General features: G+C 36.9%; 21 protein-coding genes and 1 tRNA gene. 10 read left to right on the top strand and 12 right to left on the bottom strand.

All coding sequences use genetic code 11. The features are described 5' to 3' along the window. Positions 1-11: 11 nt before the first annotated feature. A complete protein-coding gene (locus EOJ36_RS11140) occupies positions 12-545 on the bottom strand; it encodes a DinB family protein (protein WP_127805372.1) in 534 nt (177 codons plus the stop codon). A 76-nt stretch (positions 546-621) separates the two neighbouring features. Between EOJ36_RS11140 and EOJ36_RS11135 the strand changes: the two genes are divergently transcribed. Both EOJ36_RS11135 and EOJ36_RS11130 read left to right on the top strand, forming a co-directional pair. Next, a tRNA-Asp gene (locus EOJ36_RS11135) sits at positions 622-698 on the top strand. A gap of 71 nt (positions 699-769) precedes the next feature. Then, the gene (locus EOJ36_RS11130; protein ID WP_127805370.1) at positions 770-1,654 is read left to right on the top strand and encodes a hypothetical protein; all 885 of its coding nucleotides are present in this window, start codon (positions 770-772) and stop codon (positions 1,652-1,654) included. Positions 1,655-1,718: 64 nt separating this feature from the next. Here EOJ36_RS11130 and EOJ36_RS11125 read toward each other — a convergent pair whose 3' ends face one another. Further along, a complete protein-coding gene (locus tag EOJ36_RS11125; protein WP_127805368.1) occupies positions 1,719-3,365 on the bottom strand; it encodes a VCBS repeat-containing protein in 1,647 nt (548 codons plus the stop codon). A gap of 241 nt (positions 3,366-3,606) precedes the next feature. Between EOJ36_RS11125 and EOJ36_RS11120 the strand changes: the two genes are divergently transcribed. Genes EOJ36_RS11120 through EOJ36_RS11110 form a run of 3 tightly spaced genes read left to right on the top strand, consistent with a single transcriptional unit; the run spans position 3,607 to position 6,702 of the window. Next, complete coding sequence (locus EOJ36_RS11120) at positions 3,607-4,068, top strand: (2Fe-2S)-binding protein (RefSeq protein WP_127805366.1); 462 nt, start codon at positions 3,607-3,609, stop codon at positions 4,066-4,068. 8 nt (positions 4,069-4,076) lie between these two features. After that, the gene (locus EOJ36_RS11115) at positions 4,077-6,320 is read left to right on the top strand and encodes a xanthine dehydrogenase family protein molybdopterin-binding subunit (protein ID WP_127805364.1); all 2,244 of its coding nucleotides are present in this window, start codon (positions 4,077-4,079) and stop codon (positions 6,318-6,320) included. A 31-nt stretch (positions 6,321-6,351) separates the two neighbouring features. Next, complete coding sequence (locus EOJ36_RS11110; protein ID WP_127805362.1) at positions 6,352-6,702, top strand: c-type cytochrome; 351 nt, start codon at positions 6,352-6,354, stop codon at positions 6,700-6,702. A 55-nt stretch (positions 6,703-6,757) separates the two neighbouring features. Here the strand turns inward: EOJ36_RS11110 and EOJ36_RS11105 are convergent, their stop codons facing one another. The 10 genes from EOJ36_RS11105 to EOJ36_RS11060 are packed head-to-tail and all read right to left on the bottom strand — an operon-like array spanning position 6,758 to position 17,509. Further along, complete coding sequence (locus EOJ36_RS11105) at positions 6,758-7,915, bottom strand: hypothetical protein (RefSeq protein WP_127805360.1); 1,158 nt, start codon at positions 7,913-7,915, stop codon at positions 6,758-6,760. Next, a complete protein-coding gene (locus EOJ36_RS11100; RefSeq protein ID WP_127805358.1) occupies positions 7,903-10,281 on the bottom strand; it encodes a TonB-dependent receptor family protein in 2,379 nt (792 codons plus the stop codon). The genes EOJ36_RS11105 and EOJ36_RS11100 overlap by 13 nt, the downstream gene beginning before the upstream one ends. Before the next feature lie 37 nt (positions 10,282-10,318). After that, positions 10,319-10,696: a hypothetical protein gene (locus EOJ36_RS11095; protein WP_127805356.1), complete on the bottom strand. Its 378-nt coding sequence runs from the start codon at positions 10,694-10,696 to the stop codon at positions 10,319-10,321. Continuing rightward, on the bottom strand, positions 10,696-11,463 hold the full coding sequence (locus EOJ36_RS11090; protein WP_127805354.1) for an ABC transporter permease subunit: 768 nt from the start codon (positions 11,461-11,463) through the stop codon (positions 10,696-10,698). Before EOJ36_RS11090 ends, EOJ36_RS11095 begins: the two co-directional genes overlap by 1 nt. Next, positions 11,456-12,166 carry an ABC transporter ATP-binding protein gene (locus EOJ36_RS11085; protein WP_127805352.1) on the bottom strand — a complete coding sequence of 237 codons (711 nt, stop codon included), beginning with the start codon at positions 12,164-12,166 and terminating at the stop codon, positions 11,456-11,458. The genes EOJ36_RS11090 and EOJ36_RS11085 overlap by 8 nt, the downstream gene beginning before the upstream one ends. Before the next feature lie 2 nt (positions 12,167-12,168). After that, on the bottom strand, positions 12,169-13,413 hold the full coding sequence (locus EOJ36_RS11080; RefSeq protein ID WP_127805350.1) for a nitrous oxide reductase family maturation protein NosD: 1,245 nt from the start codon (positions 13,411-13,413) through the stop codon (positions 12,169-12,171). Further along, positions 13,410-14,414: a nitrous oxide reductase accessory protein NosL gene (locus EOJ36_RS11980; protein WP_164847900.1), complete on the bottom strand. Its 1,005-nt coding sequence runs from the start codon at positions 14,412-14,414 to the stop codon at positions 13,410-13,412. Before EOJ36_RS11980 ends, EOJ36_RS11080 begins: the two co-directional genes overlap by 4 nt. Before the next feature lie 5 nt (positions 14,415-14,419). Then, positions 14,420-14,977 carry a fasciclin domain-containing protein gene (locus EOJ36_RS11070; protein WP_127805348.1) on the bottom strand — a complete coding sequence of 186 codons (558 nt, stop codon included), beginning with the start codon at positions 14,975-14,977 and terminating at the stop codon, positions 14,420-14,422. 50 nt (positions 14,978-15,027) lie between these two features. Beyond that, positions 15,028-17,001 carry a Sec-dependent nitrous-oxide reductase gene (nosZ, locus tag EOJ36_RS11065; RefSeq protein WP_394342711.1) on the bottom strand — a complete coding sequence of 658 codons (1,974 nt, stop codon included), beginning with the start codon at positions 16,999-17,001 and terminating at the stop codon, positions 15,028-15,030. Positions 17,002-17,029: 28 nt separating this feature from the next. Continuing rightward, positions 17,030-17,509: a c-type cytochrome gene (locus EOJ36_RS11060; protein ID WP_127805344.1), complete on the bottom strand. Its 480-nt coding sequence runs from the start codon at positions 17,507-17,509 to the stop codon at positions 17,030-17,032. Positions 17,510-17,668: 159 nt separating this feature from the next. On the opposite strand from EOJ36_RS11060, the gene EOJ36_RS11055 reads away from it, so the two are divergent. The 5 genes from EOJ36_RS11055 to EOJ36_RS11035 all read left to right on the top strand — a co-directional run bounded on the left by EOJ36_RS11055 (position 17,669) and on the right by EOJ36_RS11035 (position 22,354). Then, on the top strand, positions 17,669-18,283 hold the full coding sequence (locus EOJ36_RS11055) for a Crp/Fnr family transcriptional regulator (protein ID WP_127805343.1): 615 nt from the start codon (positions 17,669-17,671) through the stop codon (positions 18,281-18,283). After that, positions 18,276-19,490, top strand: a complete 1,215-nt coding sequence (locus EOJ36_RS11050) for a hypothetical protein (RefSeq protein WP_127805341.1) — start codon at positions 18,276-18,278, stop codon at positions 19,488-19,490. Before EOJ36_RS11055 ends, EOJ36_RS11050 begins: the two co-directional genes overlap by 8 nt. Before the next feature lie 160 nt (positions 19,491-19,650). After that, positions 19,651-20,907 (top strand): GntT/GntP/DsdX family permease, encoded by a 1,257-nt coding sequence (locus EOJ36_RS11045; RefSeq protein WP_127805339.1) that lies wholly within the window; start codon positions 19,651-19,653, stop codon positions 20,905-20,907. Position 20,908: 1 nt separating this feature from the next. Next, positions 20,909-21,925 (top strand): zinc-binding alcohol dehydrogenase family protein, encoded by a 1,017-nt coding sequence (locus tag EOJ36_RS11040; protein ID WP_127805337.1) that lies wholly within the window; start codon positions 20,909-20,911, stop codon positions 21,923-21,925. Between the two features lie 195 nt (positions 21,926-22,120). Next, positions 22,121-22,354, top strand: coding sequence for a helix-turn-helix domain-containing protein (locus tag EOJ36_RS11035; protein WP_127805335.1), 234 nt, complete (start codon positions 22,121-22,123; stop codon positions 22,352-22,354). Positions 22,355-22,373: the final 19 nt, after the last annotated feature.

Raw genomic sequence — 22,373 nt, 5'->3', positions numbered from 1 at the left:
TTACTAATTTATTAATTTTTGTTTAAAAGTGGAATATATCTCTCGTTAATTACTGACAAATGATGTTTTTCGTGGCCGGCGATCATCCAAAGCAATGCTCTTGCGCTCACTTCTTGGCCGTTTGCGGAGCCCATTTGTAGTACTTGTTCTGTTGAGATAGTTTCCAAAAATGCCAGCGTTGCTGTTCGGTTTGCAAAATAATATTGAATCAATTGATTGGCAGAAAGTTTATTGAAATGGGCATTTTCAACATAAATATTTTCATCGAAACCGGGTAATGGTTTTTTTTCGCCTCTCACGATTGATAGCGCTCGGTAACCAAATATTTTTTCTGTGTCTGAAATGTGTCCGATTAATTCCTTAATTGACCATTTGTTTTCTTGGTATTGAAACAAAAGTTCAGCGTCTGAAAGGCTTTCGAATAGATTTAGAACAAAAATTTCATTTTTTTTGAGTTGCTCTTTAAGTGTATCTGTTGGACTAAAATTCAGATATTCAGCAAAGTAGCTTGTTTTTGGATATTCAGAAACCAAAGGAGGGTGCATAATTTTGTAAAATTTTTGAATAAAGGTATTGCAAAAACGGATAAAATGCCTAATTTTGTGCCACGTTTTAGACGAAGGTTTGGTAGTTCAGTTGGTTAGAATACATGCCTGTCACGCATGGGGTCGCGGGTTCGAGTCCCGTCCAGACCGCCAAAGTTTAAAGTAAGTGCCTGTAAATCATTGATTTATGGGCATTTTTGTTTTAGTTTTAAAATAAAAATTGTATGACTAAAAAAGTTGATGTTGGTATTATGTTGTATGGAAAACCATACCAAACGGCTGTTTCCTTACATACTTTGTATAAATACTCTGGTCATCATATCAATAAAATTTATGTAACTATTGAGAAAAAACAATTGTTTCATAATGATACGCCACTCTTTAAAAGTTTGTTGGAGGGATTACCAATCGAATACAATGTTGCCAAACGATTTATTGGCGTAAAAGACCAAAGTCAAAAAACTATTAAACAATATATAAAATTTTTAATTCCAAGTTATCGTAAGTCAATGCGATACCAATATATCTGGGAAAAAACCAAGTCGCCCTATTTATTCTTATTGCATAATGATATGCTTTTTTCAGGAGATATCATTGGCCATTATCTTGAAAATATTGGGGATGATTTAGCTGTTGGTGCTGTTGGACAATGTTGGAATTGCCCAATTTATCAAAAGGAATGTCACAATGATAACTATTTTGATTTCCGTCCGAATGCTTCTGAAATTGTTGAATTTTATAAAGGTTGGAAAGTAGATCGAGCGGTAAAGCAAGGGCTTGTGGGACCAGATAAAGAAGGTTGGCCTATGCCAGAATGTCGTTTGAATGAAATGGTAGTAATGTTTAATATGAAACGTGCAAAGCGAATGATAATTCCTTATGGTCCAATTAGACCTTTTGCCACCTTTAATAATTTAGATTTTGGAATTCCATGGTTTAGAGATATTAGTCAAAGAGGTTATCGCTTGAAACATACTTCATACGATCATGTAGCAGAACATGCCTGGTGTAGTAATCATTCAGGCGGGACAACCTCCTTAACAAATCAAACCCTTTATGAGAAGGAGGAACAAATTGCCAAGGAGTATTTTGAAAAAATGGTAAAATAAATCTCCTCAAAACTTATCACAAATTAAGTCGATCAAATCCTTTCTGACAAATGGTATTTAAAACCTAATATTTTAAATAGAAGTTTTTGTTGATTTTAAACCCATTTTTTGTGTTTTCCCACCAAAAATATTTCCCATGATTGGCATTTAATTGACTTTTTCTATAAGTTGGGTAATACAAATCCATATCGCCATCTTTATCAACGTCACCAGTCCATACTTGAAGTTCTCCAATCAAACTTTCGTCTATTTCAATATAACCTGGTCTGAATTCAAATCGAGAACCAGTATTTTCAAAGTAATCTTGAATGTATGTCCATGGAGCATTTGGTTTTGATTTAAGACTGCCTACAATTAAGTCCATGTCACCATCATTATCACCATCAACCATTGCAATTCGTTCTGCGGAAATTATATCACCCAAGATATAAATGTATTTATTTATGGTTTTTCCTTTAACTGGAAAATGGGATACTCCTTTGCTTGTAAGCACAGAAAGAGTTTGTGACATATCTGAAGAGGTATATTTGCCATCCGCATCCATTTGATTTACATATAAATTAATTAAATCAACTTTCCCGTCTTTATCAAAATCGAGTTTATTCCCCATTCCTTGTTTAAAGGGTTGAGGTGTTAATTTTTTTCGGTCAAATTTATTATTGCCTAAATTTTTTAAATAATCCCCTCTTTCTAAATCAGATAATAAAACATCATCCTTCCCATCTAAATCCCAATCAAACATGGTAATGTTAAATGAGAGGGGTTTATTTGGCTCATCTAATATTTCTGCAACATCATATGACAGTTTTGCTTTTGAGAGCAACAAATAAATATTATTTCCAATATACTTTACAGAACTTCCTGGTGCCCCATTTTGTCCGGTCCACCATTCAGCCATATAGGAAAGACCTAAATCTAATTGCCCATCATTGTTTAAATCTCTAAAATCAATTAAAATATTACTTAAAGAATCTCTTGCGCTGGGCTTATAGTCCTTTAAATTGAAATTAAAAATTTCCTTACCTGTATAATCCTTAATGGTTAATATGGCAGGTAAAATTGAATTATTTGGCAAACTTCGGTAAGTAATAATGTCAGGAATGCCGTCATTGTTAAAGTCATAAGTTCCATTTTTCCCTGCAGCATGGTCATTCCAATTTAAATCAGGGAATAAGTCAGTATTTATTGCAGGAACCATTGGGATATCTACAAATTTTGCAGTGTAGGAAACAGGTTTCGTTATTGTTGAAGTAATAATAGAATCCTTACTTGAAATGTCACCAGACCATTCACTAAATTTAGAGCCTATATTTGCAGAAGCAGTTAATTTAACCGTTGTTCCCGATGGGTATTGAGATTGCGTTGCTAAACTTATAACCTCCTCTTTTACCTTCCCATTTCCCTCAATTGTAAGATTAAGCGGATATTGTCTTTTTTCAAATTGGGCAGTGACCTGTTTATCTGCATCCATGGTCACACTATAAGTATTATTTGTTGAAGAAATACTTCCTGTCCATCCTTTAAATAGGTATTCTCCTGCCGGTGTTGCAATTAAAGGTACCACTGTACCTGCCTCATAGGAGTTGGATGGTGGACTAACGGTTCCGCCATTTATGGGAGTTTGATTAGTTGTGAGTTTAAATTGGATAATTTCTTTGGTGCAAGAGCAAAGAAAAATACTACAAACTAAAATTGTATTTAATATTTTCATGAACTAGGGATTAAAATAGCAAGGTAACCACTGTCTTGGAAATAATTAAAATCAATTGTGTTTAATATGTTAAATTTATTGAAATAACAGATTTGAACCTAAATTTAGAGTGTTGTAGGTTTTATCCCACAAATTTTCTGATTTTGTCTCTAAATTATTTACTTACATGTTAATGTTTGAATTTCGTAAGATTATTGAAATTTAATTGAATAAATTGTACCGAAATTAAAAAAATAAAACAATGGCAAAATTTCAGCTAAAAGTTAATGGGAAGGCATTAAATGTAGATGCAGATCCAACTACACCGGTTTTATGGGTTCTTCGGGATCATTTAGATTTAGTAGGTACCAAATTTGGTTGTGGGGTCGGTTCCTGTGGAGCGTGTACCATCCATTTAAATGGTCGTGCCTTAAAATCTTGTCAATTGCCCGTTTCAGCAGTGGGAACTCAGGAAATCACTACAATTGAGGGTCTTGCTGCCGCAGGAGATCATCCTGTGCAAAAGGCATGGTTGGAATTAGACGTAGCGCAATGTGGATATTGTCAGACTGGACAAATCATGGCTGCTGCTTCTTTGTTGAAATCTAAACCAAAACCAACTGACGAGGATATCGACAATTTTATGAGTGGAAATATTTGTCGTTGCGGAACTTATACAAGAATTAAAGCAGCCATTAAAAAAGCCTCTGAAACCTCAAACTAATTTCAAACATGGAAAATTCAAATAACACATACGATAGACGTTCTTTCCTTAAAATCTCTTCCCTTTCTGGAGGTGGATTAATGATTGGCTTTAGCTGGTTGGCAAATTTAATGCCCAATGAGGCCATGGCCGCAGAAGTTGCTGCTGCTCCGGAAGGAGTACTTTTAACTGGATTTATCAAAATTACACCTGATAATAAAATTACTTTGTTTTCACCAAATCCAGAATTTGGTACAAACGTCATGACGTCTCTTCCGATGCTAATCGCAGAAGAATTGGAAGTTGACTTTAATGCAGTTGTGGTAGAACAAGGAGATTATGATACGCCTCGATTCAAAAATCAGTTTACAGGTGGTAGTAATGCCATGAATCAAGCATGGATTCCTTTGCGTACAGCTGGGGCAACGGCTCGACAAATGCTTTTGCAAGCAGCTGCCAACCAGTGGAATGTTCCTGTAACAGAATTAAAAGCATCAAAAGGCTCAATTTCACATGCCTCTGGAAAATCTGCTTCTTATGGAGCACTCGCTTCTGAAGCCGCTAAATTAACAGCTCCATCGAATGTGCCATTGAAAAAAATGGCAGATTTTACCTTAATTGGTACACCACAAAAAAATAAGGTAGGAAAAGATATTGTGGCTGGACATTCCTTATTTACCATGGATTATAAACATCCTGGCATGTTAATTGCTATGGTGATTCATCCGCCAGCATTTGGTTTGGAGTTAAAATCATTCAATGCAACAGAAGCTTTGAAAATGCCTGGTATCAAAGATGTATTCTCCTTTGAAGTATATAAAGACTCATATGAGCGCGCTGGATTTGATACACGAGCTTTCAATAAATTAATTGCTGTGGTTGGTAATTCGACTTGGGAAGTGATGAATGCACGTAAAAAAGTAGTGGCAGAGTGGTCGCCTATCCAAACTAAAAAAGAAATGGTTGCGGCTTGGGGTAGAAAAAAAGAAGAAACCATTCCGGGTGGATTAGAAAGTACGGATCAGCATTTAAAACAAATGCAAGAAATGCAGCAAAAGCCTGCACGCTTGTTACGAAAAGATGGAAATCCGGAGGAGGCTTTTGCCAAAGCCAAAAAAGTATTAGAAAGAACTTATACTGCTCCTTTCTTGGCCCACAACCCAATGGAACCCATTTCTTGTTTTGCGCATATCACTGCTGAAAAAGCCTTTTTCGTAGCACCTATTCAGATTCCTGAATTCATGAAACAAAATTTGATTGCCAATTTAGATTTGAAAGATGGACAAATCGAAATGAAATTGGCTCGTATGGGGGGTGGTTTTGGTAGAAGAGCATACGGACATTACATTGTAGAGGCTGGACATATTTCGAAGAAAATGAATGCTCCTGTTAAATTGATTTATACCCGTGAGGATGATTTAACTAATGGAATTTATCGCCCTTCTTATATGATTACATATCGTGCGGCGATTGATGAGAATAATAATGTAACAGCTATTGCGGTGAAAGGAGGAGGTATTCCAGAAGGAGCTATTCATGAAAACCGTTTCCCAGCTGGAGCATTTGATAATTACATTGCTGAGGGTTGGGAAATTCCATCCAATATTACGATTGGCGCTTTCAGAGCGCCGGGTTCTAACTTCAACGCAAGTGCTGAACAATCATTCCTAGACGAATTAGCTGAAACCATTGGAAAAGATCCATTGGATTATCGTATTGAATTATTGAAACGTGCTAAAGCGAATCCAGTTGGTAAACGAAACGAATACAACGCGGATCGTTACATTGGCGTATTGGAGCTAGTCAAAGAAAAATCTAATTGGATTGCCAAAAACTCCAAAAATTCGAAAAGGGGAGTGGCAGCATATTTCTGTCATAATTCTTATGCGGCTCATGTGGTGGATGTAAGTATAAAAGATGGTCAGCCGGTAGTTGAAAACGTGGTTTCTGCCTTGGATTGTGGATTTGTGGTTAATCCAGAAGGTGCGAAAAACATGGTAGAGGGAGCAGTAGTTGATGGAATAGGTAATGCCTTGTATGGTAATTTGAAATTTGATAAAGGAGCAACTGTTCAAAAGAATTTGAATAACTACCGAATCATTCGTCACCGCGAAGCACCCAAGAAAATTGAAGTGCATTTTGTGAAAAGCGAAGTAAGTCCAACGGGTCTTGGGGAACCTCCATTTCCACCCGTATTCGCTGCCTTGGCTAATGCCTTGTACAAAGCAACTGGTAAACGATTGTACAATCAGCCGTTTATCAATGAATTATAAATTATGAATTATGAGTTATGAGTTATGAGTTATGAGTTATAAATTGTTGGTAATTTTTTGTTTTGCGTTTTTGGTTTTTGCAAATAAAGCCAATGCACAAAATCCTTCATTAGAAAGGGGCAAAAATGTGTATACCATATTTTGTCAATCTTGTCATGGTGAAAATGGGGAGGGAATGCCTGGGGCATTTCCTCCTCTTGCCAAAACCAATCGATTGAAGGATACTAAAAAGCTGGTAGACATTATCAAAAAAGGTATGACTGGCGAGATAACTGTGTTGGGTAACAAATACAATGCAGAAATGTCAGCAGTTGACCTAAGCGATCAAGAAGTGGCGGATGTGGTACATTATATTAGAAAATCTTGGGGGAATAAATATTAGGTAAAAGGTAAGAGGTAAAAGGTAAGAGGTAAAAGGTAAGAGGTGTTTCTCGTATCTATTCGGTGTCTGAGGTTCTCGAAGACACAAGTATTTTACCCTCCGCCTGATAGGCAATTAAATATCCTTTCCCATTTCCAATAATGGCAGGGTTAGAGCAATCAATTAAATCCTGACTCACCGAAATGGTAGTAATTTTGCTACCGATTTTTGTTACCAATTGAATCTGCTTAAAATAATTATCCTCCTTTTGTTTGATTTCAGCATAAACTAAAGCTGTGGAACCTACCGAGTTGCTTGCCAACTGAGGCATGCGGAATTTGTCGCCTTTCAAATGTAAAATCATTTGCTTGTTTCCAACTTTCATCCATTTTATTCCTTTGCTGCCTTCTGCACCCGTGTACCAAGCTGCTTCAAGTTCTTTGCTTGATTTTGCCAGGCTGGGTCCTGCGTGTGGACACGCATTGACCTCCCAATGATCTTCAAACAAGGGGACTGGTTTGGAAAATGTTTTACCAAAATTGGTCGATTGAATGAAGCCCATGTCACGCTCACCTTTATTATTGAGGTCTCTGTAAACAATCGCTAATCCTCCTTTTTCATCTGCTAGGGCATCAATCCGGCAACATTCGCAAGTTTGTTGGTCTAATATGCGCATTTCACCAAAGCCTTTGGTAGGACTTGTAACGGCATGCACCAAAGTCCTTCCTTTGGGTCCTGATTTTACATCTAACCAAAAGGCACCCACTTCTCCGTTAGTCAGAGGAATGATTTTTCCAAAACTATGGGATAAGCCAGCCGTGGTATCTTGGTGAATGGTGATTGCTTTCGACCATTTGCCTTGACTTTCCATGGCGTACATCAAATCGCCACTAAAGCGCGTTTTTGTAGAGGGTTTGTTGATTTCATAGAGCAAAAGGCATTCCCCCGATTTTTTATAGGCCAATTTAGGCATGCCTTCCGCGTGGGTGGAGGCGTTTCGATCAATGGGTAATTCTTCTGACTCTTGCCATTTTTGTAGATCAATTTTCCACGTTTTTCTGAAAAAATGTACGCCATCTGTTCTTTTTTCTATCCAAGAAAGGATGATTTCATTTTTGTTTTTTTGTGTAAAAGAAGGATCCAATGCCTCATAAGAGGCATTGGAAACAACTGTTTGTGCCAAACTTATTCGTAAGATAAGTAAGAAAAAAAGGCTGTATATTATTTTTTCCATAATTGATTGAGTTGAAATAAATCAAACATAATTCCAGCATTTACACTTCTTGGTGCTGCAGGGGTAAAAGTTGTTTTATCGGTAGAGTTATTGCCTCTGCTTGCTGCAGTGGCGTATAATTCATTACTAACATTTAAAATATTAGCAAAAACTTGAATGGCTTTGTAGGTATAACCCATTCGGATATTTAATACGGAAACGCCTTTAGCACCAAGGAATCCCTCGTCAGCATATTGTTTGGTGTTTACTTGATTTACAAACCATGGTCCAATGCGTTGCCATTCCACAGCTATCCGACTTCCTTTTAACCAATTAGGTTTGTAGGTCAATTCAAAATTGCCAATAAAATGAGGTGCTTGTGGCATTTCTTTGCCATTTACATTTTTGAGTACATCACTTGATTTGTTGCTTAAAATGAAATCTACAAAGGTATGTCGCGCATTTGTTCCACTTACCCTGAAGTTGAATTGGGAAGATGGCTTGAAATGGATAGCATATTCTATACCTTCATGTAGGGTTTGTCCGGCACTGACATAGTCGGTAGTATTGTCTGCTTGTTTGATGTTCAATAATTCATTGAATCCTTCCAATCGATAAGCTGTTACATCCACATATAATTTATGGTTCATTAGACTAGCCCAACCGCCTAGTTCGTAATTGTTGAAGGTTGCTGGATCAATACTCAAATAAAATTTTTCACCCGAGGTAGCGACCTGAGAGGCAGGGCGCGCTCTGAATACTGCCGATAAAGCCGGTGGTGAAAAGCCTTTTGAAAAGTTGCCATAAATGCCCAAATTACTAGCTATTTCGTAGGTCAAACCTATTTTTGGGGAGAATTTTTCATAGCTTTTAGTACCCGTGCTGTTGTCAATAAAGTTGGTGTAATCGAAGGCCATTTGGTCGAATCTACCACCTAGGGAAATACGTAGTTTCTCCAATGGATTCATGTCCCATTGGGCATAAACGGCCTTGTTAAGAATAACTGCTGAATAATTACTCAAAAAGGTATTGGGTAAATACTCTTTGATTGTATATTTTTCAACAGATTTTTTGTCTGCTCGTAAAATGGCATTAAAGTTGATTTTATAAGCCCAATAATCGTTTGGTGAGCGATCTAGCACAATTCCTGTCAATAATTTGGATTGCAGAAAATCAAACTGCGCTTTGTGTTGCGCCATAATACCTAAGCTTTTGAAGCTATTCAGGTTTTCTTGACCGCTGGCAGTGGTGTTCGGACTAGTCCAGGAGATTGAATAAGCTGGATTTTGTCCCAATGAATTGTCGCGGTAAAAAACAGTAACATCTGTCGATTGTTTTTCATTCCATTGATGTTCTAAAGTCAAACGTAATCGAGAAGAAAATGAGCTTCGGTAAGTGAAGTCGGCTGGACTTTGATACGTTCTCGAATAAAATCCTGTGGAATCGATGTTGCCACCTGTTTGGGAAAAATAATCGTTGTAGGCAAATGAGCCCCAAAGATTGGTGTTTTTGCCAATTTTGTAATCTAATCGAACATTGATGGACGTTTTGTCGAAATCAGAATTGGATGCCCAACTGTTGCGTTGTCGAGAGATATAGCCACCTGTCATGATTGACCATTTGGGACTCAAAATGGCACCAGCAGTAAACTGCGTACGTTGATAGCCCCATTGGTCCATTTGTTGTCCAATTTGAAAGGTAGGAATTCCGGTTGCTCTTTTGGTAATTAAATTAATCGCGCCACCCACTGCTTCAGGGCCGTACAAGGAAGAAGAAGGACCTTTGATAACTTCTATGGAATTTAATCCTTGGATATTTGTTTCAATCAAGGCATTGTGATTGAAAACGCCCAAAGGTCGCAGTGGCAATCCATCTTCTAAATACAAGAAATAAGCAGATGTGCCAAAAGGTTGACGAATTCCCATACCGTGTTGCTCATTGTTGTAATTCAACATGACCACTCCAGGTACTTTGTTAATCAATTCAGCCATCAACACAGGTTTGGTATCTTGTATTAAGGTCGCATTGATCTTGTGGATAGCCACAGGGGTTTCTACGCGTGTGGTAACTTGTTTAGAAGCCGTTACCACTACTTGTTCCAATTGTTTACTTTGTTCTTCCAATTCAATAAGATTACCCATTGAATTTCCAGCAAAGGATTTGCTTTGAAAACCCATGGAAGTAATTTGTAGTTCTTCTTTTAGGGGAAGATTTAAAGTTTGGAATCGACCATTGGCGTCTGATATGCCAACAATTTTATCTTTTAATCGTATTTGTGCACCCACGATTGGTTCTTTGGTAACCGCATGGATCACTTGTAAGAAGGCACTCTGTGCATGCGCGTTGAGTAGCACAAGACATAAGAGCCCTGATAAGAAGGATTTCATATAACTAATTTTTAAGTGAAAAAAATATCAATAAAAACTAGCTGTATGAAGGCGGGTGTAATACAGTTGGGTTAAATAAATGGGTGTACAGATTACTGTATCCAAATGCGTGTACAATAGGATCTTTTAGGTAAGGAGTAAAATGAAATTCAACGGTTTCTTCAAAAACTAAATTGATTTCTGGGAGTTTTTCTAATTTTTCGGAATTGGATTTTGTTTCTTTTTCTTCTTGTTTTTTCAATTGCTTGGCCAAATAACATTGACCATTACAATTTAATTTAGGTTTGTCTTTATTGACGCAAAAATTTTGCGCTATAAATTGACGATTGACCTGATAAAACATCACCATACTCCACTGGTTCAGCAAAGAAGTTTGCATCACAAGTAGCAGTAAAAGGGCAATGTATTTTTTCATTATAAATCTTTTTTGGCAAAGATATTTTCGGAAATTTTAAAAGGAACTAGGATCCACATTATTAGACAAAGGTACGAAATAATGATTCCCATTTGTGTACCAAAGAAATCTTTAAAGATGGCACCGGTGTATCCCATCAGGGCAGAAACGTCCAATTGCATCAATAGGAGTATTCTAGCCAAGTCAATTGGGTTCAAAAAGCTGATGAAAATCATCAGTTTTTCGATCGGATAATCGGAAAATTGAAACAAAAGAAACAAAATTATGCCATCATAAATAATTGCAAAGAATAACCAACTGAAAATGGAAATTCCAATTCCTTTAGCCTTGTCTTTTGCTAAAAGTGCAGTCAAAAAGGCGATGGAGCTAAATCCTAAGGTTAATAAGAGTCCAATCAGCAATAGCATAAATCCCAAATAATCTGCCTGAAAAACCAAAATCCAAATACCTGAACCAAGGAAGAAAGCCAGTGACATGGCAATGGATAATCCAAAGTATAAACTTCTCCAAATGGTTTTTCTGGGAATGGGTTGACTTAACAGTAACTCAATAAACTCTGAACTGTTGTAAATATAAATGGTTGAAAAAATGAGGCTGAATAGGGGGACAACCATTAATAACACATTGAGCATGCTGAGAATTCCCTTAGAAGAGGTGTCCTCTAAAGCGAAAATACTAAAGGAAGCAATGGCCAATAACAATGTGTACGACAAGATGACCTTGTTGCGAAGGATGTCGGCCATGATATGTTTGATAATTTTATACATGCACTGAACCCATTTTTCGTGAGATAATTTTTGTCAATTTGGTTTCTGAGGTCTCAAAAATCAACTCGTCAATTTTAGTATGGAATAAAATTTTGCCATCCTGCATATAGATTACATCATCCACTAATTCATCTAAATCACTTAAAATATGTGATGAGATAATGATTGTTTTGCCTTTTGCTTTTTCTTTTGCTACTTTTTTTAATAATTTTTCAGAAGATAATGGATCCAAGCCGGCTGTGGGTTCATCTAAAATCAATAAATCAGGTTGGAATAAAAATGCCAAGCAAGCACCCACTTTTTGTTTGGTTCCTCCGGATAATGTACCCATTTTTTTCTCAAACATGGAGCTAAGATTAAATGCATTAATCAATTCTTCGTCTAGATTCGTCGACATGTTTCGAATATCTTTCATCATCTCAATCAATTCCCCAATTTTCATATTTTCGGGGTAGCGAGTCATTTGTGGCATAAATCCAATTTTCGACCGGTATTCCCATTGATTGTTTACTTTTTCTCCTTTAAAAATGATATTTCCCTTATCAGGCATTACCATTTGAAGAATGGTTTTAATCAAGGTGGTTTTACCGCTTCCATTGGGACCAATAAGTGCAATGCATTGCCCACGTTTACAAGTTAATTGGATATCTTGTAGGGCCTGAAATTTGCCAAATTTTTTATCAATATGTTCGAGAGTAATCATCTTTAAATCCATTTAATAGGTTTCATCCGTGGATGTTCATCTTTGAGTTGTTCAGGAGTTAAACTTGGTAAATTCTTTTCTGTTTTGTCGAGCAATACAGCAATAAAACTCCTAAACATGATCAATGTGGTTGGGTTTTTTTCTAAAATCACCGAAAACAAACTGATTGGTCGATAAGGGATATCGCCCAAATGATTTTTATCTAAATCATATCCATCGTATTTGTCCCAATAATTATGCTGAAAATTGCTTAAAAACAAAGTTCCATTGGTGCTTACATCAAATGTGTTTGCCAGAAAATTGTTTTCTTCTATGGTGATGTTTTGACAACTTGCCTGAACTTTAAGCGCCCAGCCATTTTTTTCAAATAAATTGTGTTTCATTTGGATGTTGGTAGCACCTTCCATATAGACCCCCATCGTGTTCGATGAAAAATGATTGTACATGATTTTGCCTTCCGCAATTTCTTTTAACAAAATGCCATAAGCTGCATCTCCCCAACTTTTTTCAAAATAATTATGAAACATGTTTACATGGTTTGAAAACATAACGGCAACTCCGGCACCATTTTCAGTAAATCGATTGCCTTCGTAGGTATCGTTGTTGGAAAACATAAAGTGCAACCCATATCGCATGTTTTTAAAAGAATGGTTTTTAACAATTTTTGAATGTGTCACAAATTCAAAATAAATACCGTCGCGGTGTCCACTTATTTTATTGTTGATGATTTGCAAATAACTACTGTTCCAACAATGTATCCCATTTCCACTTTCTTGTTCAGTAATGCCTTTTGCCGTAATTACGTTGTTTTGGATTTGGCAATTTTTTGAATATTGAAGATAGATTCCAAAAAATGCTTTTTTAATGTGGTTGTTGATGATTTTTACATGGTGTGTGTCATATACTTTGATGGCAGCCATGTCGCGAATACTTGATATTCCACAGCGAATAATTTCGAAACCGGAAACAGTTACATTGGGCGCTTTGATGGAAAGGATTTCGTATAATCCTTGTCCATCTAAAATGGGATAATTGATGCCAATTAAGGCAACAGACTTATCCATTATGATGTTTTTTTCCTGGTAAATTCCTTTTAAGACAAAAATACTATCCGCATTTTTTGCCGCTTCAAGGGCTGAGGTAATGCTTTTGTAGTTTTCTTTAGGACCAACATACATCCGTTTACCGAATACACTTGTCCCTATAAAAAGGAGAATGAGTAATAAAGGATAAGATTTTTTGATCATAAACGTAGCTCTTCCCAGCTTACTTGTCTGCCTTCTAATTTTTTAAAACCTTCGGTTAAATCGGCATCGTTGCTAAATGTTACCCAATGTCCTCCCATGGGCCCTTTAATTTTTGGACTTTCCAGAATCAATAATTGCTTGATCGGCTGAAGTTTTTGTTCTCCTTTAAACGGAATACTGTACACTTCTTTTATGTGGAGGTCGTTGTTTTCCTTGGTGTACAAAACGAGGCATTTTAAGTCGTCGAATGTAATCGTTTTGCCCTGTTCTGTAAGAATGGCTGTTGCAAATTTTGAATTGCTAATTTGCATTTTGCAGTATTGGCAATTTTCTCTGCCTAAATGAATTTCTTTAACTTCTGCCCGACAGGCAGATAGTATGCTCATCATACAAATTCCTATAAAAACAGAAAATACACTTGTTCTTTTTTTTACGAAAAAGGAGCTAGCTACACTCCATAAGAGTAATATTCCTACTAAAATGAATAGCCAGCCACCTATGTCTGGAATTGAATAGGCTCCGAAGTTAAGTAATTGTTTAAATCCAATGAGTGGAGGTTGATAGGCCATGCCCGGTACTTGAATGGCAGCATCTGGATTTAGGTTGTGGCCATAATCGTATTCCCATTTCCAGAAATCAACCATGGCCAACACCCCAAACAATAGAAAACTGATAAAACTGATCCATTGACCAATTTTTTTGTTCAAAACCCCACTTAAAAAAAACAAAATTGAAAAACCATATATACAATAAGGCAACACAGAAAATTCGATGAAATCTTCTTTATGAAGGGTTTTCATTCCAATGTAGTGATTCAGGCCGTTGATGATGTCAACGTTTCCTTTGATATCGTCTGCAAAAATTTGAAGCGCTAATCCTTCTGGATATTGAGGTGCGTCCAATTCTATTCGCCAAATGGGTAAAAAATTTACCGCCAAAAGGAAGAAGGCAGAGATAAATAGGATAATCCTACTGCTGGTATTCAATGTTGCACTTTTCATAATTTTTATTTTTTAGGCGGCAATAAAACTCCATCAATTACATGTACCCAACCATTAGATGCCCTTACTGAGGCAACAATAGTGGCAGCATTATTTAACATGATTTTGCCGTTTTTTACAGATATGGTAACGTTTTGACCATTCACCATGCCGAGCGACTGTCCGTCTTGTAATTGTTCTGAGGGTATTGCCGAAACGGTTACATGGTATTGTAAAATATCTTGTAAGGCTTCTTTTTGTTCGTCTGTCATTAAACCATCTAAGGTGGCTTTGTCAACTTTATCAAATGCTGCATTTGTTGGTGCAAATACAGTAAATGGACCCGCATTGGATAAAGAGGTAACCAAGTCTGCTTGTTTTAATGCGGCTACTAAGGTTGTGTGATCTTTGGAGCCAACGGCAACTTTTACGACATCCTGTTGGGAGTCGTCGTCTTTTACATTTTCTTGTCCACCCGCAACCGCCTCTGTCGACGATTCAGTAGATTGATTCGAACTATCGCTTGAACAGGCACCCATCACAAACATTCCCGCACAAGCAATGATTAAGGATAACTTTTTCATAATTGTCATGTTTTTGATAACTGGGCACTCAAAAGGTGCCCAGTTGGTTTTTATTTATTCGCTACTGCATTGGTTTTGCCCAAACTAAAGCTAATAGGTACGGAACTTCCTTTTGGAGAAACCCTCACGTAGCCCTGCATTTCTTGGTGAAGTGCACTACAGAAGTCGGTACAATAAATTGGGAAAATCCCTACGCGATCTGGTACCCATTTCAAGGTTTGTGTTTCACCAGGCATGATCAGTAATTCGGCATTGACAGCACCTTTTACAGCAAATCCATGCGGTACATCCCAGTCTTGCTCTAAGTTGGTTACGTGGAAGTATACCACATCACCCATTTTGATGCCCTCAATGTTGTCGGGCGAGAAGTGGGAGCGGATGGAAGTCATGTACACGTGAACCTCGTTTCCTTGTCGAACTACCTTGGATTCTTTTTCGCCTTTTGTCACGTATTTATTACTGTTTTCATCGATTTTATAGAATTTCAATGATTTTTCTTTTAATAAATCTGCCGAAACAGCTTGGGCATAGTGCGGTTCACCGATAGTAGGGAAGTCGAGAATCATCTCCATTTTATCCCCACTGATATCGTACAATTGAGCACTTTGAGTCAATTCAGGACCAGTTGGAATGTAACGGTCTTTGGTGATTTTGTTGTAGGCAATCAAGTATTTCGCATTTGGTTTTTTGCTGTCGCCACCAGGGATACATAAGTGGCCCACTGAATAGAAAGTTGGTGCTCTATCCAATACCTTCAAGTCTTTGATGTTCCATTTTACAACCTCAGAAGAAACGAAGAAAGTAGTGTAAGCATTTCCTTTGCCATCAAACTCTGTATGTAATGGCCCTAAGCCTGGTTTCTTTACTTCGCCATATAATGCAGCATCGTATTTAATAACTGGGATTCCATCGTATTCGCCATCAAAGGCTTTGGATTGAATAGCAGACTGAATTTTATCGAAGCTAAATACAGGTATTAACGCTGCCAATTTACCAGAACCAACGATGTACTCGCCAGTTGGGTCAACATCGCAACCATGTGGCGATTTCGGACAAGGTATGAAATAACAGATGTCTTTTAAGGATTTTGCATCTAATACTAATACTTCGCTTTTCATCTCAGAAGTAGCGGTATGGGTTTTTTCATTGTACTTGTTGTGCGCGTAATTTGCTTTTACCTTTCTTCCTTTACCTGCTTTGATATATTCTTCAGCCTTTTTCCAATTCACCGCCATGATAAAGTCCTTGTCTTTTTGAGAAGCATTTACTTCCAATAAAGAGTTGGCTTGTTCTGTGTTGTAGCAAGAGAAGAAGAACCAACCATGTGATTTGCCTTTGCCCGCATGACTAAGGTCGAAATTGATACCTGGAAGCTCAATTTGGAAAGCTAAATCCATGTCGCCAGTTTCTTTTTTCACCGAAATAAAACTCACATACCCCTTGAAGTTTTGCTTATATGTGCTGATCGGTACATCGCCATTTGCATCATCTGCTGGAACAGAAAAACGTGTGCCAGCTACTACATATTCTGTATTTTCTGTGATAAAAGGAGAGGAGTGATTTCCCGCGCTATTAGGTAATTCAATGATTTCAGAGGTTTTAAAGCTCTTTAAATCGATTCTTGCCACGCGAGGTGTATTATTTGCATTTCCAAATACCCATTTACCATCTACTTCTCCATTGGTTTGAGAAAGTTCGGTGTGGTGAAGGTCGTCCCAAGGAACAAATCCATGCGAGGTATTTAACATAGGTTTTGTTTCTTCACTGTAGCCATAACCTTTTTCTGGATCTACAGAAAAGACAGGGATCACTCGAAATAATCTACCTGAAGGCAGACCATAAACGCTCATTTGTCCTGAAAAACCACCCGATACGAAGTTGTAAAATTCATCGTATTTACCAGGTGCCACATAGGCTTTTTGAGCATTTCCAGATGCCGAAGCATCACCAGCATTCTTTGGTTTGCAAGACAGAACTCCCCCGCTTACAGCTGCCAATAGAAGCAATACTTTGGTAATATTCATTTTCATATTATTTATTGTTTAAAGAAGATTATTTAACGCCGTCGTTTTGACGCATAAATTCTAATAATGATTTTGCCTCATCATCTGTTAGGTTTTGATTAGGCATTCGTACTAAACATAATTCTAATTGTGCTTGTACAGCAGGGTCTTTGTTGATCATCTCATCGGTATTGGTCATGAAGTTTAAAATCCAAGCTGGTTTGTGTCGTTGAGTAACTCCTTTCCAACCAGGTCCTACCAATTTTTCATCGGTGGTTTTGTGGCAACTGCTACACTTAACATCAAATGCTCCTTGGCCCTTTGAAGCTAAAGCTGCATCTAAGGTTGGGCTTACCTCAACATCTGTGAATTTTCCCACACCGCGATTAGGGTCATAGGAAGGATTACTAGATGCAATGGATTCTTCAATGGAGGCATTTGGGGAATTTTTGTTTTCGCTTGATTCAGAATTGCCACTCCCGCAAGCAAAAAGGGATAGGCTAAAAAACAGGAGATTTAACTTTTTCATAACGATATAATTTTTCAACAATATTAGAGGGGCAATCTTAGGCGAGTTTATGCGTTCAATCATAATGTTTCCAAATCTGACTACAATCATTTCGAAATATGATTCAAGTCATAATCGACTTTTTTAAAAGTCCTCTAACTTCGTTTTGAAATTTAAAACATGATCGACCTACAATTGCTTATTTCGTATGGTGCGCAAATTCACACAGTGGAAAAGGGCGAAGCCTTATTCTGGGAAGGTGCAGCTTGTCAATATTATTTTCAAGTTCATTCTGGACAATTTAAGTGGGTTAATATTGGAGAAGATGGAAAAGAATTTATCCAGCGTATTATAGAACCTACCCAATGCATTGGAGAATTGCCACTATTTGATGGAGGAACCTACGCGGCCTCTGCCTTTGCGATAGGAAGATCAGAAGTTTTACGTCTTCCAATTGAACAATTTCAAGAAATGATGTTTGAGCATCCTGAGCTTCAAGCTAAGTTTTTAAAGCGACTTGCTGGTATGGTTCGTTTTAAATTTTTCATGAATAAAGAAATTGCATTTGATGATCCGGAGAAATTAATTTTAACCGTTTTTGCCTATTTTAAAAACCATCGAATGTACATTGATGAGAAGGATGATTTAGTGCTTTTGACTAGGCAGCAGATAGCCGATTTAACAGGTTTGCGAGTGGAGACTGTTATCCGTGTAATCAGAAATTTAAACGATAAAAATATCGTAAGGATAGAAGATCGTAAGATTTATTTAGATAATTTAGAAGGTTATGAATAAGTCGGTATTGTCTTTTTGGGTATCAAGGCTCGCCTTGATTAATTTAATGATATTAGCTTTTTTAGGGATTATTCTTCGCTATAAAATTGCCTTTTCTCTGCCCTTCATCCAACAAAAATTCTTATTGCATAGCCATTCACATTTTGCCTTTTCAGGTTGGGTTTCGCAAATGATAATGACTTGCATTGTACTGTCTTTTCAAGCTAATTTTTCTGAAAAACAAAATAGGATTTTTCAAAGAATATTGATTTATAATAGCGTCTTTTCTTGTGCACAGCTATTTGCTTTTTTGTTTCAAGGTTATGGCTTGTATTCCATCATTTTTTCAAGTACCACCACTTTGATTTCTTTTTATTTTGGAATATTATTTTGGAGAATTTGCAATCAGTCCATTCAACAACCTGGCATTCAATTTTTTAAATCTGCCCTTGTGTTTAATGTGGTTTCAAGTATTGGGACAGGAAGTTTGGTGTATTTGATGGTGAATCAAATTACACATCAAGAATGGTATTTGGCATCTGTTTATTTTTTTCTCCATTTTCAATACAACGGCTTTTTTATTTTTTCACTTTTGGGTTTATTTTTTCACTTAATGAACCATTGGAATGTGCAAATGAAGCATTTAGATAGTATTTTTTGGATGTTGACCATCAGTTTGCCCTTTGCTTATTTGTTGTCTATTATTTGGGCCAATTTACCTTGGTATATTTATTTATTGGCTGTTTCGGCTGCATTCATGCAATTTTTTGGATGGATTTCTATTTTATTTTTATTTGTAAAAAATAAAGTAGTGCAAGCATTTTTAAAACAGCCTACTCGACTATTATTTTGGCTAGCCTTCCTGTCAGGGACCCTAAAGTTTTTCTTACAATTGGTGTCCGTTATTCCCAGTGTAAGTCAATACGCTTTTGGTTTTCGGCCTATCGTGATTGCCTATTTACATCTCGTTTTATTAGGTTTTGTTACTTTGTTTTTAATCGGATATTTTATTCAACAGGTAGGTATTAAAATCTCCAAAATTACCTGGTTTGGTTTAATACTATTTCTTCTAGGAATTTTGGGGAATGAGCTTGTTTTAATGTTTCAAGGACTTAGTTTCTTCGGATTTTGGAGTCCTGCCCATTCCAATGAGCTTCTACTTGGTATGGCTGGGATGATGTTTTTAGGATTGATTGGGGTGAATTTAGGGTTGAGGTATATAAGGTAAAAGGTATAAGGTATAAGTGAGGTAAAAGGTATAAGGTATAAGGGTTGAGGTATAAGGTTTATATCTAAATTTTTTCAATTTTTTATTGGATAAAAACTTTATATTTGAATTTATTGTCTCAAACCTTATCCCTCAACCCTTATACCTCATCCCTTACCCCATGCCACTTCTTATCACCTTGCTGGCAATTATTTTTCTAGTTCTGCTGATTTCCTATTTCAGGATTCATGTATTTATAGCTTTTTTGGTTGTGTCTCTATTTGCTGGATTTTCACTTGGAATTCCAGTTGTAAAAATCGTAGGGAGCATCCAAAAGGGAATGGGGGATACACTAAGTTCAATTGTGTATATTATTGCTTTGGGTGCCATGTTGGGGAAATTGGTTGCACAAAGTGGGGCAGTAGATCAGATTTCGCAGACTTTAATCAAATTATTTGGACAAAAATACCTTCGATGGGCTTTTTTATTTATTGGATTTTTGGTTGGTTTACCCTTGTTTTATTCCGTGGGATTTATGCTATTAGCGCCTATTGCAATCACTGTTGCTACTCGGTATAAAATTCCAGCTATCTATATTGGCTTCCCTTTAATTACTTCTTTATCGGTTACGCAAGGATTTTTACCTCCACATCCTGCCCCTTTGTTGCTTGTCCAACAATTGCATGCGAATATGGGTAAAACCTTGTTTTTGGGGATTATCATTTCAATTCCAGCTATTTTATTGGGTGGCATGTTGTTCGGTAAAACGGTCAAAAATATTTTACGTGTCCCCAATTCGGCATTTGTTGCCAAGGAATTAGCACCCGAAGAAATGCCTTCCAAAACGATTAGTTTTTTGTCAGTGCTTTTGCCTGTGATTTTAATTGCAATCAATGGCGACCCCATCATCAGTATGCTGATTTCGGTTGTTTTTGCAATTTATTTTTTAGGAATTCGTCGACAGGTTGGTATTTCAGAAATCACCTCCCAACTAACAGATTCCATCAAAGAAGTTGCCATGTTATTTTTGATTTTTGGAGGGGCGGGTTCCTTAAAACAGATACTCGTTGAAGGTGGTGTAAGTGCTGAGATTGCCCAGATGATGTCGCATTCTTCCTTACATCCTTTTATTCTGGGTTGGCTCATGGCAGCGTTTATCCGGGTTTCAGTAGGTTCTTCCACTGTAGCAGGTATTACCACTGCAGGATTTTTTGTTCCAGTCGTACAAGCCACCGGAGTGGATCCCAATCTAATGGTTTTAAGCATAGGTTCGGGTTCAATGATGTTTGCACATGTAAATGATACCGGTTTTTGGCTGTTTAAAGAATATTTTCAACTTTCCATCAAAGAAATTATTCGTTCATATTCGATTATGGAAACTATTATTTCCATTTCCGGACTACTTGGCGTTTTATGTTTAAATTATTTCATGTACTAAAATGAAAACTTTGGTTTGTACCCAACCGGGGCAATTTGATTATACCACAACGGATTACCCGCAAGAAAAAGTGGGCCACTCTATCCTTCGAATCAAGCGCGTGGGAATATGTGGAACCGATTTGCATGCCTTTGAAGGTACGCAACCTTTTTTTTCCTATCCACGTATTTTAGGACATGAATTAGGCGCTGAAATTGTTCAAACGGACGCGACTGATTTATCAATTGGAGAGTTTGTTACTGTTATTCCGTACCTACATTGTGGTCATTGCATTGCTTGTAGTCAAGGTAAAACTAATTGTTGTTCCTCTCTACAAGTGTTAGGTGTGCATACCGATGGTGGTATGCGTGAATTTGTTTCCGTCCCGAATCAATATATTGTGAAAGGAAACGGACTTAATGTAGACGAATTGGCTTTGGTTGAACCACTTTCTATTGGCGCTCATGGGGTAAAAAGGGCAGGTATTCACAAAGGTGAATTTGTATTAGTAATAGGAGCAGGGCCCATCGGTTTAGGCGTTATTGAATTTGCAAAGATTGCAGGTGGACAGGTGATTGTGATGGATGTGAATGAAAATCGATTGAACTTTTGTCGAACTAATTTACAAGTTGAACATGTCATAAATCCTACTAAAGAAGATGCTTTGGGAAGATTGAAATCTATAACGAATCAACAAATGCCAACGGTAGTTATTGATGCAACTGGTAATTTAAACGCTATCAATGGTGGTTTGCAATTCCTGGCCCATTCGGGCAGATATGTGTTGGTGGGACTTCAAAAAGAAGCTTTTTCCTTTTCACATCCAGAATTTCATAAACGTGAAGCCACATTAATGAGTAGTAGAAATGCCACTCGTTCTGATTTTGAGTGGGTGATGGATTGTATGTGGAAGGGATTAGTTAATCCAGCAACCTACATTACACACCGTATACATTTCGATCAAATAAAAGACCAATTTGAATCGTTTTTGAATCCTGAAAATAATGTTATTAAAGCAATAGTGAAATTTGATTCATAAATTACCCTATTCTTATATTCCTATATTCCTATATTCTTATATTCCTATATTCTTATATTCTTATATTCTTATATTCCTATATTCTTATATTCCCCAATTCCCATATTCCCCAATTCCCATATTCTTGTCATTTTAAATTTTTAGTATAGCAAATCTGCTATTGTACTAATTTTTTAATTGATTCAATTTTGCAATATGAGTCTATCAAAGGAAAAAGTTTGCAAAAGGTTGGGTAAAAAGTTAAGAAACCTGCGAATTGAAAAAGGATACACTTTGGAAGGATTAGCGAATGAGGCGAATTTAGACTATTCCCAATTGAGTCGAATTGAACTAGGTAAGATAAATACTAGTGTTTACCAGATTTATAAAATTTCGGTTTATTTAAATATTCCTATGAACGAATTTTTCAATGAAATTCACCATTTATAATTAACCATTAACCATTAAC

This window comes from Sandaracinomonas limnophila, from assembly GCF_004005965.1.
GTDB classification, from domain to species: Bacteria; Bacteroidota; Bacteroidia; order Cytophagales; family Spirosomataceae; genus Sandaracinomonas; species Sandaracinomonas limnophila.
This window is presented reverse-complemented; position numbering and strand designations above follow the sequence as displayed.